We start from the raw sequence: 15,095 nt of genomic DNA, 5'->3' as shown, positions 1-15,095 counted from the left end.
GCACTCCTTCATGCGGAAAAGAGGGTACATAACGTATCCCTCTTCTTCTCCAAACGTTTATTGTTCTGGTGTGTAATCCTTGATCTTCTTCAGATTGCTCTGCCACACTCCGGTCTTCCAGGCCAGCAGCCTGTCATAGCCCAGGTCCGATGCTTCCCTGTCTGCTGCCTTAAGCAGCTCCCGGAGCTCTTCATCACTTGCGGCAAAAATCATCCGGGGCACCACCTGCGCATATTGATCCCTCAGCCTTTGCAGAATAAGTCCCTCTTCCGAGGCAGGCGCCGGGTCAAGATTAGAGAATTCGGTGATGTTCATCGAAGTCTTGAACGTTATATTGGCTTGTCCAAGGGTCGTCCAGTCCCGGGCTCCGGCGGGCAGCAGCTTCTCACGCTGTGCTTTGGCAGCATCAATGTATGAAGTATTACCGTACCAGTTGAATTCTCCGATCTTCAGATCATCATACCATTTCAAGTCACGTCCAATATAGGAATCATTTGGGATGGGAACTCCATCCTCTACTTTATCATAAAACAATCCCTCCGGCCCGAAGAAAAGAATACGCTGCCCCTCAGGACTCGTCGCCCAGTTCATATAGGAGAAAATGGCCTCCGGGTCCCGGGCAGCGGTTGTAATGACATTGACATTCCAGCCCAGCGTATTGTACCCGGAGGGGTAGACCTTGCCGGGATCAACGCCTTCGCGGTGCAACGGCCAGATGAGCTCATAGCCGTCCAGCGGGTCCTTAGCCGAGAGCTGATTATTCGCTTCCCGGCCGATCCCTTCCACGACAGCGTCATAAGCGCCGAATACGGCGATCCGGCCGCTTTTCAGCTTCTCCAGCACCTGATCCCGTGTCTCGGTCAACAGATCCGGAGAGGTCAGTCCCTGACGGACCAGCCGGGCCGCCAGCTGCAGCGTCTCCAGGAATGCCGGGTCCCGGTACACAGAAGTCAGCCGGGTGCCGGAGGGCACACCGAAGATTTGGCCTGAACCGGGAGAGATGAAGCTTGGCGTCCGGTTATCCGCCGCACCGCTGTACAGCATGCCGATCATCTGTATTTCCAAGCCGTCCCGGGTCTCCCCGAAGTCGATCGGCACAATATCCGGGTATTTCCTCTGCACTTGCTGCAGATACGCTTCGAGATCATCCCATGTCGCAAGCTTAGGGGAGCCGAGCTCGCGGTATATTCTCTTCTCCACCAGGAAACCGGCGTTGCCGCTGCCGCCGCTGCCGTTAATATACCAGTTCGGAATCTGGTACAGCCTGCCGTCTTCACTGCGCAGCATGTTCAGCGTGTTCTCACCGACCGTCCGGGCGAATTCAGGATATTGCTCCAGATAAGAGTCCAGCGCCACCAGCTTGCCCGCCTTTTGCAGCCGTTCCACATCCTTGCCGCGATCCATAACCAGCACATCGGGAAGCTGATCCGAGACTATCATCGCATTCAGCTTCTGGGCGGCAGCACCGCTCGATGGTACCGGCAGAAGCTTCACCTTCAGATGATCGGTGATCCACCGGCTATGCGGCCCGGCCTCCCAGTCCGGCGCCGTATACCAGTCATAGTTCACAAAGACGGTGAACTGAACCGGCTTCACCTTGGAGGCCAGCTCCGAGAGGGGGACGGCTGAAGGATGGCCCGCAGGCAGCGTAATTTCGGAGCGGCCGCTGTCCGAGCAGGCACTAAGACTGCTTAGAACCAGCAAGAACAGGAGTGCCGCTGACCTGGGCATTAATAGATTGACAGTTCCCATAAAGAATAGCCGTACTGGGTGCCGCGCTCCGTCCCGTTCACTTTCACATACCGCGCACTGACCGGGGTGAAGCTGACATCGTCGAGTCCGCCGTCCCCGGTTGTTGTGGAATAGGCCGTGGTCCAGTTCGTACCGTCTGCCGACGTCTCGATCGTGTAGGCTTTGGCGTACGCCCCCTCCCAGTTCAGCAGGACACGGCTGAGCGTCTGGGCAGAGCCGAGATCCACCTGAATCCACTGCGGATCACTGAAATCCGATTCCCAGCGGGTGCCCTCGTTTCCGTCCACAGCTCCGGCAGCGGGCTGCTTCGGATTCTCCGAGGCGGTAACCGCCTTGTTCAGCGCAAGGTTCACAAGCGGCGGTGTGCCGCCGGTAATCACCTGCTGCACCGAAGCATCGTTATATCCCGCTGCTGTTACTGCAATCGTATACGTCTTCCCTGTAGGGAACAGCGCGGTATTCAGTTTGATTTTACCGGCTTCCACGGTATAATTCGCTGCCGCTGCTGCCACTCCATCCACCCTCACCGCAGTGATTGCAGTTCTCCAGGCCGCATTCTCCGTGAACGTCAGCTCAATCGGCTGACCGACAGCATTCTGGGTGGTATCGGCTGTCAGAGCAGGCGGAGCCAGCGGTGTCACGGCGCTGCCGCTGCCGTACACCTCCAGTTCCCACAAGGAATACCCGTACGGCGTGCCACGCTCTGTGCCGTTTACTTTCACATACCGCGCGTTGACCGGGGTGAAGCTGACATCGTCAATGTCCCCGTCTCCAGTGGTTGTCGAATAGACCGTTGCCCAGTTCGCGCCGTCTGCCGATGTCTCGATCGTGTAGGCTTTGGCATACGCCCCCTCCCAGTTCAGCAGGACACGGCTGACCGTCTGGGCAGAGCCAAGATCCACCTGAATCCACTGCGGATCACTGAAGTCCGATTCCCAGCGGGTGCCCGCATTTCCGTCTACAGCGCCGGCAGCAGGCTGCTTCGGATTCTCCGAAGCGGTAACCGCCTTATTGAGGGCAAGGTTCCCGGACGGCTGTGTTCCGCCGGTAATGACCTGCTGCACCGAAGTATCGGTATATCCGTCTGCTGTCACTGTAACCGTGTAAGTCTTCGCCGTGGGGAACAGCGCGGTGTTCAGGGTGATTTTACCGGCTTCTACAGTATAATTCGCCGCAGCTGCTGAAGTTCCATCCACTTTTACCGCAGTAATTGCATTTCTCCAGGCCGCATTCTCCGTGAACGTCAGCTCAATCGGCTGGCCGGCAGCATTCTGGGTGGTATCAGCTGTGAGCGCAGGCGGAGTAAGAAGCGTATCCGTGGTCACCTTCGTCGGGTCCACCTTCACCAGCTTCCCGGCCGGGACTACAGCCGAGCCTGTCACTCCTCCGCTGTTGCGGAACGTAACGGTAATTGCCGCATTCGTCGGATTCCAGACCAGCGCACGGTAGGCGGAACCTTTTTTATACACCGTTGCACTGTAGCCGTTCTCCGCCCAAATGTCCTTGGTGCGTGATCCAAGCGTGGCCATATTGTGCACGAACCAGTACGTGTTGAACAATTCGTTCTGTTGCGGCAGTGCCGGATTCCATTTATTCAGCACAGCCTGCGGATCGCTCAGCGCCTGAATCGGCCAGACAATATGGTACCAGTCCGGTTCCGGCCCGCCGTTATCGGCCACGAAGCCGCTGTATAATCCAGCCGCCTTAGCCGTATCGAACCCGTAGCTGGTTAAATATTCTGCTGTAGGCAGCCAGTGAATGCCATAGACATACACCGGATTCCCGTTGAAAAAGGTGCCGAAGAAATTCGAGCTTCCGTAAATCTGACCCACAGTTTTATGCGTATAGCCCGGCAGCCAGTTATCCTGGTCGTAGTTGAACCAGTACTGCTGTACTGCTCTAAGCTCCGTCGTGAAGCCCATAATGGACGCATCGCGGAAGGCCGTGTTGCCGGTGAGTGTGCTCCACATATACTGGCCGACCCAGCCGAACAGTGACTCTCCGGCCGCTTCTTGGTTATTTCCGCTGTCATTGTCGGCATAACCGCCGGCCCAGGAATGGCCTTCATACGGATCGAAGTTGCGGAAGTAAGGATACTTCGGATCCGTCTTCGACGGATTAGCATAATCCCTGATCAGCTCATCAACCATCCCGCTGAATTTGTTCCTGAAGTCGGTATCATAGGTGGCGAGCACGGCCGATGCAAAAACATAATAGCCATACGTGAAATGATGGTCCGTGATGCCGGAGTTCGCACCGAACTCACTGTTTTTATAGATCAATGTTCCCCAGTCAGAGTTGTAGTCGAAATAATAATCGGTTTCCCCCGAGGTGTACGTATACCAGTCTGTAAGCACCGTCTTCATCCGGGAGAGGAACAGATTCTTGTAGCTCTCATTGCCGATCTGATCAGCGATCAGCACACCCATGGCCAGCGGATGCAGCTTCTTGCCCTGCCAGTACGCATCGGCCTGCATCAGATTGGTGGCGGTGTCCGTATCCAGCAGTGCCAGGTAATTCAGCAGATCCTGACGGGAATAGGTAGAATCGCCCGGCTCGGTGAACTGCGGCACAATGCCGTGGAATTTATCCGTAGTGGCGAACGAATTGCCCTCTGTCACCTTCATCGTTCCACGGATGGACGGGAAGGAGACCGCGGTCAGCGGCGTTGTGGTCACCTTCCACTGGTGGGGAAGCTGGGCCATCAGCGTGGTATTCGGGAAGCCCGAACGCTTGAGCTCTGTTACCGCATTGAAGGTGGTCGTGACATCTGAGGTCGTCTCGTTGAAGGTATAGGCCACCTTCGTGTCCGTCACGAAGGCATAGCCATGCTGGTAGAAATAATTCAGATTGGACGGTGCCGGAAGAGCCGACAGGGACAGGTAATTCTGGCCTCCTCCCAGCTGAATTTTGAGTTTGGCGCCTACCCGCTTGAAGGTTGTACCGGCCGGAGCATACAGCCCATAGTGTCTGGTTACCATTTCAGGCGTTGGCGCCCCGTTGGAATTGGTAACCGCAATGCCGATATGGTCTGCAGTCACGGTGTCGCCGTCTGCAGCCAGAATCGTAGTATTGCTGTCATTAAAGAAGCGGGCCCCGGCCGGCAGATACACTTCAGGACTGGACGGATCGCTGAACTGCGAGTAGAGGTAAGGCGAGCCTTTGACGAACGTTGTCTTCAGCTTCTCCGCAGCGCCATCGCTTAACACCGCAGTCGCCGACCAGTCGCCGTAACCGGTAATCCGGTTCGACATCCCCGAAGTATTAATGTTGCCGGCCATCAGGAACAGGTCCGGGCTTCCCGCCGCTTCCTGCGCCTTGCCGTCGGCGCTTAGGTAGCCTGCACCCGGGTTCAGAATACTTAGGCCCTGCTTGGTATATTTCGATTTGAGCGGAAGAGTAATAATGCCGTTACCAAGCTGATTGATCATGATGGACTGCCACCAGTCATTGGAAGGCAGCGGTGCAGTCAGCGCATCCGATTTATACTGCGGATATTTGGGCTGGGGCACCGAGAGGTCATTCGCAGCATGACTGCCTTGACCCACGGCCACTGTAGTCAGCTCCGGCAGGGCCGGAATGTTATAGACCGGCTTAGGATCGCCTGCCACATAATCATAGGCCTGGAATTCAAAGATCGAGTACCCGAAGGAGGTTGCTCTGCTGATCCCTTTCATCCGCAGATAGCGGCCGCTGGCATAGACGGGAAGATTAAGGGTACCTCCGTCGCCGTGAAGCTCCCGGTAGATCGTAGTCCATGAGGTTCCGTTATTCGAGACCTGAATATCATAGATCCGGCCGGCGGCTGCCTCCCAGTTAATGATGATCCGGCCCAGCGTACGTACGCTGCCAAAATCAACGCTCAGCCATTCATTATCGGTAGCGTTGGAAGACCAGCGTGTGCTCAGGTTACCGTCCACCGCTAGTTCCGGCAGGGTTGAGCCGGGAGGGAGATAGTCGGCCACCTGATAGGATGAAGCCGTCGCAGGCTTGTTCAAGGCCACATTCGGCCCCAGAACCACCGGAGGAGGATTAACGCCGCCGGTGCCATATACCTCGAACTCATAGAGGGAGATACCGTATTGCGTCAGGTTCCGCTCCGTGGCAAATACCCGGACATAACGGCCGGTGCCGCTTAGCGTAAGCTCATCCACACCGCCATCTCCTGTAGTTGTGGAATAGATATCACTCCAGTTCAATTCGTCAGCGGATACCTGGATTTTGTAGGCCTTGGCGTAAGCCCCTTCCCAGCGGAGCACCACGCGGTCTACGGCGGCAGTTGCCCCGAGGTCAACATAGATCCAGTTTGGGTCCGTCCCCCATGAGCTGCTCCACCTTGAACCCGTATTGCCGTCCACCGCCAGATCCGGGGTATTATTGCCCTCTGTGCCCGAGGCATACGCCGGCCGGTCTTTGGAGAGCAGATAAGAGTCCGCAGCATGTGCCGGTCCTGGCGGAAGCGCCAGCACGAGACTCAGCAGCATGATGATGCTCAGACAAAGAGCAGTCCCATTGATCCCCTTTTTGCGTCTTACTGTTTTTGAATATCCCATTTCTTTAATCCTCCTCTTATAAGCGTTTTCATAGATTCAAGATAAGCGTACCCTTTACCGAAACCGGTTGCAATTATACAAATCAACGATTTTATGCAGAAAGTAAAGATTAACCTAATTATGCAGCAGCTCATAGTGTCCAGTCTACTATGTACATTTGGCCCGCACGGCGCCACCCAACGCAATGTAGTCGGTTTTTCAACTACATTTGATCCACGTGCCTCCGTCACGCCCATTGTGGTCGGTTTTTCGACTACATTTACTCCACGTGCCTCTACCACGCCCACTGTGGTCGGTTTTTCGACTACATTTCGCCCACGCGCCCACGCAGCGCCCAATATGTTCGGTTTTTCGACTACATTTCGCCCTCATTGGCCTGCCATCCAGACGACTAGCGGGATGTCTGAAGATACCATCCATTCCTAACCAAACCCAAAGAAACCGGCCCCACAGGGCCGGCCTTCGTCTCATGCTGTTGCAGCCTATTTAGATTGACGGCTCCTCATCCTTCAGCGCCTCCAGAATCTGACCGGCCAGCTTCTCGCCGATGGACAGCACCTTGAAATCCTCGATGGAGGCTTCCTTGATCTTCTTGAGCGACCCGAAATGCTTCAGCAGCAGCTTCCGGCGTTTGTCCCCGATGCCCGGAATCGAATCCAGCTTCGAGGTGACCATCGACTTGCCGCGCTGCTCCCGGTGGAACGTAATGGCGAAGCGGTGAACCTCATCCTGGATACGCTGCAGCAGGTAGAACTCCTGGCTGTCCCTGGCGAGCGAGACTGGCTCGGCGGAGTCGCCGACCAGCAGTTGGGCGGTTCTGTGCTTGTCATCCTTAACCAGACCACAGACGGGAATGAATAACCCCAGCTCATTCTGCAGAATATCGATCGCCGAAGAGATCTGGCCCTTCCCTCCATCGACTACGATCAGATCCGGCTGCGGCAGATTCTCCTTCAGCACCCGTTCATAACGCCGCCGGATCACCTCGCGCATCGTCTCATAATCATCCGGCCCCTGCACCGTGCGGACCTTATACTTACGGTACTCTTTGCGGGCAGGCTTGCCGTCGATGAAGACCACCATGGCTGAGACCGGATTCGCCCCCTGGATATTCGAGTTATCGAACGCCTCGATCCGGTTTAGCGAGTCCAGCCCCAGGCTCTGCCCTAGACTGCTGGCCGCCCCGGAGGTGCGCTCCTCGTCCCGCTCGATCAGGCGGAACTTCTCATTCAGCGCGACCCGGCTGTTCTGGCAGGCCATGCCGATCATCTGCTTCTTCAGCCCGCGCTGCGGCACCAGCACCTTAATGCCCAGCCACTCCTGCAGAGCGGCTGCGCCTCCGGCCGCATCCACGGTTCCTTCGGCTGCTGCCTCCTGCTCCGCCTGTCCCTGCACAGCTTCATCAGCCGCAAGCACCTGACCGGCGGCTTCCACCTCGCGCAACTCCTCTCCGGCCTCCGACTCATCCTCTGCGCCCAGTGCCGCCATCAGCGCCTGCCCGCTCGGCATTCCTACAGCCTCCGGTCCGCCGCTTCCCTGACCAGCGGCGCTGCCTGCTTCCGGCGGAAGCATTCCGGCGCTGGCCATATCCGGCAGCAGGATTTCCTGCGGCAGCGCGGGATTGTCGCTGTAATACTGCGTCACATAAGACATGAAGTCACTGTACGCCTCTCCGTAGAACGGAAAAGCCGACGAGTGGCGCTGAATCATTTTCCCCTGCCGCATATACAGGATCTGCACACACATCCAGCCCTTGTCTACCGCATAGCCGAAGACGTCGCGGTCCTTGGTATCGGCTGTATTGATCTTCTGCTTCTCCATCACGGCATCGATGTGCTGAATCTGGTCGCGCAGCTCCTTGGCCCGCTCGAAATACAGCTCCTCGGCCGCCTCCTGCATCTTCTTCTGCAGATCCTTCTTCACCGCATCATGCCCTCCACCGAGGAAGGATGAGATATTCTGGATAATCTCCTCGTACGCAGACTTCGGCACTTCCTTCTCGCACGGAGCCAGGCATTGGCCCATGTGGTAGTACAGGCAGACTTCCTTCGGCATTACCCCGCATTTGCGCAGCGGGTACATCCGGTCGAGCAGCTTCTTCGTCTGCTGGGCGGCATAGCTGTTCGGATACGGGCCGAAATATTTAGCTTTATCTTTCAGCACCCGGCGGGTAACCTCCAGGCGCGGATGGGCTTCGTTCGTGATTTTCAGATAAGGAAAGGTCTTGTCGTCCTTCAGCAGCACGTTGTAGCGCGGCATATGCTTCTTGATCAGATTGCACTCCAGAATGAGTGCTTCCATGTTGCTCGACGTCACGATATATTCGAAATCAACAATATTGGCGACCAGCCGCTGCGTCTTCCCGTTGTGGCTGCCTGTAAAATAAGAGCGCACGCGGTTCTTCAGTACCTTGGCCTTGCCGACATAGATGATCGTACCCTCTTGATTCTTCATCAGATAGCAGCCGGGCAGATCAGGCAGCAGCGCAAGCTTGTTGCGGATATTATCCATATAATCCATAAGTTCTCCCCCACCTGTTACTACACGGTTATAAGGTAAGTTTAGAATAGAATGTACTACACATTCAAGCCTTAATATAGAACATCCGTTTCTATAGGACAGACAAAGCGCCTTCGGTAATCCGAAGGCGCTTTGTCTGAAGGGCCACAAGGCCCAGGTTACAGCAGATTGTAACCCATTATTGATGCTTGGCTACGATATTCTTAAGGGAGTCCTTGGAGTTCAGTCCTACGACTTTGTCGACAGGCTGGCCGTCTTTGAAGAAGATCAGAGTAGGAATACTCATTACTCCAAAACGGGAAGCTGTCTCAGGATTCTCATCGACATTCAATTTAGCGATCTTCACATCGTCACCCAGCTCGGTGGACAATTCCTCGAGAATGGGGGCAAGCATTTTGCAAGGGCCGCACCAAGGTGCCCAGAAATCTACTACTACAGTACCTTGACCTTCCACTTCATTCACGAAGGATTGGTCAGACACGTTCACGATAGCCATGATATTGTTCCTCCTCAAAAAGTTTTGTTGAGCTTAAGCTGTACGAAATAACTTCCGCTTCTATAGCCTGAGCCAAGTCCGCAGAATTTACTCCGAGATCATAGCGGGATAAAATGCTTCATGTAATATGATAACCAGATTATCAATTACCGACACATCCACAGTATAACATAAATACAATGCATTTGTTATATATTTCGAGAAATTATATTGCATAAAATTAATTTGTATTTTAACGGTTTAAACTTTGTCCCTGAGATTCAGCTTCATAGTCCACGAGGTACCGGCTGTCCCGACATACTCGAAGCCGAGCTTGTTATATAACCGGACGGCCGCCTGATTCTCCGGATCAACACTGAGCGAAAGTGACGGGTATCCATCGGACACGGCTTGCTGTATGATGCCCTCCATTAGCCTGATTCCCAATCCCTGCTGCCTGTAGTCAGACCGAATAGCAACGCCTAATTCCGGGGTTGTGGCATCCACAAACCCGTAGCCCTGGTTCGTCTCGTCAAACAGCCTGTACCAGGCAGCACCTGCGGGCTGATTGTTCACCAGTGCGATTACCGCCCTGTCGCCTTGTCTCCCCCAATGTTCGTTGTACTTCGCAATCCCCGGGGAATTCAGCAGTTCACTTCTGGGCGGCTTACCTTGTTCAATATGAATGGACTCATAATGCATATCCATAAGAAAATCATACTCCTGCGGTTCCATAGGTCTTATATGTATCATAAAATCACCCTTCTATCTTTACAACTTCCCTGCATCTTCGTATACTTGAAGAAAGCGCATTAATTGTCAATGACTTCGCTCACATGTATAACTGTAACCCACTTCATGCAGTCATGCAACAGCAAGGAGGAAGAAGCGAATGGACGTCAATGTCAACGCACAGGTCCGTGACCCGCGGGAGCATATCAATGAGGAGCCCCGCAATGATCTCGGTGATCTGATGGCCGGTTTCTTCGGGATGACCGGCTTCATGACCGTGGTCTTCTTCGGAATGGTGATTATCAAGTATTTGTCCGAATAGCTGCTTAGCTGCAGTGTCCGGTATTCTTTGCCCGCGTCAGGGCAGGATGCCGGATTTTTTTGCGTTCAGGTTGCGTTCTATCACGGATCATCAATAATAACATAAATTTACAATTTAATAAAAAGAAAACACATTTTTGTTTCACAGGAGCCGTGTTACTCTGTATGCGAAAGCGCTCTTATACCCTATTTTGAGGAGGAAAGAAGAATGAAAAAGCTTGTCAGCCTTGCTGTCGCAGGCTTGTTGGCATCGGCGCTATATTCCCCGGTATCGTTCGCTGACAACCCTGTTGTACAGACCATCTACACGGCAGACCCGGCCCCGCTTGTATACAATGATACGGTCTACCTGTACACCGGACATGACGAAGACAACTCGACCTACTATACGATGAATGATTGGAGGGTCTATTCTTCCAAGGACATGGCGAACTGGACGGATCACGGGTCACCGCTATCCTACAAGGCATTCAGCTGGTCGAGCGGAGAAGCTTGGGCCAGCCAGGTCATTGAGCGCAACGGCAAATTCTACTTTTATGTCACGGCAAAAAGCACTTCGCTCGGACGGCCCGCCATCGGCGTCGCCGTCTCCAGCAGCCCGACCGGCCCGTTCGTGGACGCTATCGGCAAACCGCTCGTCTCCAGCAGCTGGGGCGACATCGATCCTACGGTATATGTAGACAGTGACGGCCAGGCCTATCTCTACTGGGGGAATCCGACACTGAAGTATGTGAAGCTGAACCCGGATATGATCTCCTACAACCAGAGCACAGGTATTGTCCAGGTACCTATGACCACAGACAGCTTCGGTGTGCGAAACGGCAATGCTGACAGACCAACCCTCTACGAAGAAGGACCCTGGTTCTACAAACGCGGCAGCTTATACTACATGGTCTACGCCGCAAGCGGTATTCCAGAGAATATCGCCTATTCCACCAGCTCTTCGCCTACCGGCCCGTGGAAGTACAGAGGGGTCATTATGCCCACTCAGGGCGGGAGTTTCACGAATCACCCGGGCATCATCGACTTCAAAGGTCGCTCCTATTTCTTTTACCATAATGGCGCCTTGCCTGGAGGGGGTGGCTTCACCCGGTCAGTGGGAGTAGAGCAATTCACCTACAACGCGGACGGAAGCTTCCCGGTCATCAACATGACAACCGCCGGGCCGCAGCCCATCGCCACCCTTAACCCCTATGTCAGAACACAAGCCGAGACCAGCGCATGGGCGGCCGGGGTAGAGACCGAGACCACCTCAGATACGGACGGGGGAATGAATGTCGGCTTCATAGATCACGGCGATTATCTCAAAATCAAAAATGTGAACTTCGGCGCCGGAGCCGCAGCCTTCGAAGCCCGGGTAGCGTCAGCAGGCAGCGGCGGTAATATCGAGCTGCGGCTGGACAGCCCGACTGGAACGCTGGTCGGCATCTGTGCAGTGCAGAATACAGGGGGCTGGCAGAGCTGGGTGACCAAGACCTGCACGGTCAGCGGAGCAAGCGGGACTCATGACCTTTACCTGAAATTTACAGGCGGTAGCGGATACTTGTTTAATATCAACTGGTGGAAATTCAGCGCCAGCTAAATCTAAGCGCAGGCAAACAGGGGACCCCGGCCAGATGCTGGCGTGGTCCCCTGTTTTAAAATATAGAATTTATATGTTTCACCCGATAACTTATCCGAAGCCGTTTCCGCTTGTATTAATAAAAATTCAGTTTCTGGCCCTGCCACGCTGGTTCTCCCCATGCAGCGGAATCACCTCAACGAACGGGGCAATCCGGTCCATCAGCCGCTGACCCTTGTAGAGCTCTTCCCCGTCCTTGCTGGTGATGCTCAGATGCTTCTCCAGCCCGTCCAGCGGATAATTCGAGGTATAGAAGGTCGGCTTACGGTTCATCCGGTAGTTCAGGATCGCTCCGAGCACATGGTCACGCGCCCAGGGATTGAGATTCTCGGCGCCGATGTCATCGAAGATGAGCAGATCACAATTCTTCATCGTATCGACCATTTCCTTCAGCTTCTGGTTGTCCATCATGATCAGCTTCAGTTCCTCGATGAAATCCGGCATATAGACAATCACGCCGCTGTAGCCCGAGATAGCCAGCTCATGGAGCAGATAGCACATCAGGAAGGTTTTGCCGGTCCCGAAGCTGCCCTGCAAATAGATCCCCCGCGAAGTCAGGCCCTCTGCCCGCACAGCTCCTATATAGTCAAATATCTTGTTCACGGCTGAGGCCCGCCGGGGGTCCTTGCCCATAATATCCATCTCATCATATCCGCCGTTCAGCACCCGCTCATCCACGTAGAAGCTGCGAATCCGCTTGCGGACATTATCCTGATTATCCTGTGCAATCTTCAGCTTGCACGGTGTCTTGCGTTCGTACAGATCCGTTACACCATTAACCGTCTCTACAGTAAGCTTGCTGTAATGCCCCTGGAAATCATTCGGGCAATCCGCCAGGCCGGGGCAGTTCTTGCAATGCCGGTCCTCTTCGACATACTGGTATAGCCGGCTCAAGTGCAGCCGCAGCCGGGACTCGTCCAGCTCGGGATGCTCCGCCTGAAGCTCCTTGACCAGGGGATGGTTCAGCAGGGTCTGCTCCAGGTCACGGGAGCGCTGGCGCAGAGCGGGGTTGTTCATCGAACGCAGCACTTCGCCCATGGACTCCATCGCTGCACCTCACTTTCTTCAGGGCGTTCTCAGAACGCCTTTTTTCTTGCTGGCCTTGATCTCGGCCGCTTTCTTCATCATCGCCGCGAATTCCTCTTCCGATACGGTTCCGGCGCTGCCGTCATCAAGCACAATCGGAATCTCCTGCTTGCCGGACCGCCCGCCGCTCTTCGTATACGAACGCTGGCGGGCTCCCGCAGTGCCTGTGCCGGAGGAGGCGGAAGCCGCCCCCTTGCCCTTCACCTTCGACTGGTCACGGATATAGCGCACGGCCTTCTCGTAAGTATTCACCTGCTTCACCAGCATATTGGAGGCAATCGCCTCCACGAAGTTGCGGTTCATCCGCTGATCGCCGCCGGAGGCCACCATCGTCATCAGATAATGGATCAGGACATTGATCACTTCGCCGCTGAGCTTATAGTTCAGATCAATCTTCTCGAAAATATCCATCAGCTGGCCCGGAACTGCCCCCGGGAAGAACGTCTGTAGCAGCCGTGTATAAGGCTCGTTGCGCAGCATCATATTATATTGGTGAATGTCGCATTTGGACAGAAATTGCGGAGGCACTTCTACATAGAACTCCATTTCGACAGCCTGCTCCACCGGCACTGCGGAGGGATCACTCTCTTCCTCAGCGGCGGAGCGCAGCGACACTACCTTGGCGGCAGCAATCTCTCTTTTCTCCTGACGCTTCCTATCCTGACGGAAATGCTGGCTCGCCTTGTACTGCAGCGTATCCAGAATCACCTCTCCGTCCGGCGTGAAGACATCATCCTCATCCAGCAGACGGCATACATCCTGCGGGCCAAGCTCGTATTTGCGGGCCACATAATTAATGACACCCATCTGGTTATGGTCAAAACGCAGCTTCTCAACATGCGCACGGTTCACCGATTCACGCGGGAAGCGTAGGATAATATCGCTGTAGGCTATATTCGGCTCAACCGCCTGAGTGGTGCCAGGCTGACGCACGGAGGCTACCTCGGCCAGCGCCTGCTCCAGCTCATAGTCGATCACATGGGTATTCAGCTCAAAAATATCATAAAAGGGCAGTGATATATTCTCTTTCCCGAGCGACCGCCCGCTCCATTCCTCCGGTTCCCGGTGCCAGAACTGCTCACGCAGCGACAGCACAGCGAACTTGCCGATCTTATCCCGGAGCAGCAGTGTCAGATGCTGGGTTGCAAAGAAATCAGCCGGCGACAGCGGCGGCATTAACTCGTATTCGTACATATAATCATCATTCTCCGCGGCATACAGCCGGCAGGTCTGCAGCAGTCCCACCGCCTCCAGCCGGGAAGCCTGGTCTACCATATATTTACGGCCCTTCTCGTTGGGTTCAACGCCCAGGGTCATAAAGAGCCTGCGCTGCTGCTCCACACCGGAGTAACCGATAGATTCAGCCGGAATATGCTCGAACAGCAATCTGTACAGGCTGATGGCGAACGCGCCTACCATTGGCTGATAGACTGAGCCCAGCATACGTCCATCCAGCTGGCTTAGACCGAATTCGCGGGACACGCAGTACCGGTGATGTTCAGTGAAATGATGCAGGTTGCTCATACGCATCTGCGGATACCTCCCCCTCTTCTATACGAATTCATATAGATTTCTATTCTATCACAAAACACCCGGCCAAAAATGTAAAATAAAGATGAATCCTTGGCTCTTCTGGCGGAAAAGAAAAAAACGGCTCCCCCCATGACAGAAGATTAGCCGTTTCTTGTTGTACCGCCCTTCAGGCAGCGCTTAGAACATCTTGTATCCGCCCAGCCGCAGCTTCTGAATGGTCCAGCCGCTCAGCACCGCTCCGGCAAGACCGACTACCCCGGTAAGATAATCCACAATGTGGAAGGTAGAGAGGTGCTCCCATAAGGACATCGCGCTCCGGTCCCAGATGGAGTAGACCACCACCGGAAGAATGACAATGACGAACAGATAGGCAGGGAACCAGGTAGTCTTCATCAGCATGTTAAGAATGAAGCCAATGCCGAACATCATCACAAAGAATAAAACGGCCAGAACAAACACCGGAATAAAGCCCATCGTACCGCCATCCCCTCTCTCTATAAAG

At 54.7% G+C, this 15,095-nt stretch carries 10 protein-coding genes; 2 read left to right on the top strand and 8 right to left on the bottom strand.

Annotated elements, in window-relative coordinates:
* Positions 1-57: 57 nt before the first annotated feature.
* The 5 genes from MHH78_RS08365 to MHH78_RS08345 all read right to left on the bottom strand — a co-directional run bounded on the left by MHH78_RS08365 (position 58) and on the right by MHH78_RS08345 (position 10,008).
* A complete protein-coding gene (locus tag MHH78_RS08365; RefSeq protein WP_076081655.1) occupies positions 58-1,731 on the bottom strand; it encodes an extracellular solute-binding protein in 1,674 nt (557 codons plus the stop codon).
* A complete protein-coding gene (locus MHH78_RS08360) occupies positions 1,731-6,305 on the bottom strand; it encodes a galactose-binding domain-containing protein (protein ID WP_341167111.1) in 4,575 nt (1,524 codons plus the stop codon). Before MHH78_RS08360 ends, MHH78_RS08365 begins: the two co-directional genes overlap by 1 nt.
* Positions 6,306-6,791: 486 nt before the next feature.
* On the bottom strand, positions 6,792-8,825 hold the full coding sequence (uvrC, locus tag MHH78_RS08355; protein WP_341167110.1) for an excinuclease ABC subunit UvrC: 2,034 nt from the start codon (positions 8,823-8,825) through the stop codon (positions 6,792-6,794).
* Between the two features lie 178 nt (positions 8,826-9,003).
* Positions 9,004-9,321 (bottom strand): thioredoxin, encoded by a 318-nt coding sequence (gene trxA, locus MHH78_RS08350; RefSeq protein ID WP_036701616.1) that lies wholly within the window; start codon positions 9,319-9,321, stop codon positions 9,004-9,006.
* Between the two features lie 240 nt (positions 9,322-9,561).
* On the bottom strand, positions 9,562-10,008 hold the full coding sequence (locus MHH78_RS08345) for a GNAT family N-acetyltransferase (RefSeq protein ID WP_341167109.1): 447 nt from the start codon (positions 10,006-10,008) through the stop codon (positions 9,562-9,564).
* A 184-nt stretch (positions 10,009-10,192) separates the two neighbouring features.
* Here MHH78_RS08345 and MHH78_RS08340 point away from each other — a divergent pair, with 184 nt between their 5' ends.
* Together MHH78_RS08340 and MHH78_RS08335 are read left to right on the top strand one after the other, a co-directional pair.
* The gene (locus MHH78_RS08340) at positions 10,193-10,354 is read left to right on the top strand and encodes a YqzM family protein (protein ID WP_143803803.1); all 162 of its coding nucleotides are present in this window, start codon (positions 10,193-10,195) and stop codon (positions 10,352-10,354) included.
* A 207-nt stretch (positions 10,355-10,561) separates the two neighbouring features.
* Positions 10,562-11,935, top strand: coding sequence for a glycoside hydrolase family 43 protein (locus tag MHH78_RS08335; RefSeq protein ID WP_341167108.1), 1,374 nt, complete (start codon positions 10,562-10,564; stop codon positions 11,933-11,935).
* 126 nt (positions 11,936-12,061) lie between these two features.
* On the opposite strand, the gene dnaI is transcribed toward MHH78_RS08335, so the two are convergent.
* From dnaI to MHH78_RS08320, 3 genes are all read right to left on the bottom strand, one after another.
* Positions 12,062-13,021 carry a primosomal protein DnaI gene (gene dnaI, locus MHH78_RS08330; protein ID WP_341167107.1) on the bottom strand — a complete coding sequence of 320 codons (960 nt, stop codon included), beginning with the start codon at positions 13,019-13,021 and terminating at the stop codon, positions 12,062-12,064.
* Between the two features lie 18 nt (positions 13,022-13,039).
* A complete protein-coding gene (locus MHH78_RS08325) occupies positions 13,040-14,590 on the bottom strand; it encodes a DnaD domain protein (RefSeq protein ID WP_076081645.1) in 1,551 nt (516 codons plus the stop codon).
* A gap of 180 nt (positions 14,591-14,770) precedes the next feature.
* Positions 14,771-15,067, bottom strand: a complete 297-nt coding sequence (locus tag MHH78_RS08320; RefSeq protein WP_341167106.1) for a YuiB family protein — start codon at positions 15,065-15,067, stop codon at positions 14,771-14,773.
* Between the last annotated feature and the right edge of the window lie 28 nt (positions 15,068-15,095).

This window comes from Paenibacillus sp. FSL H3-0333 (assembly GCF_038002805.1).
Classification (GTDB): domain Bacteria; phylum Bacillota; class Bacilli; order Paenibacillales; family Paenibacillaceae; genus Paenibacillus_AQ; species Paenibacillus_AQ silagei.
Note: the sequence above shows the minus strand (reverse complement) of the source record. Positions and strands in the feature narration are given on the sequence as shown.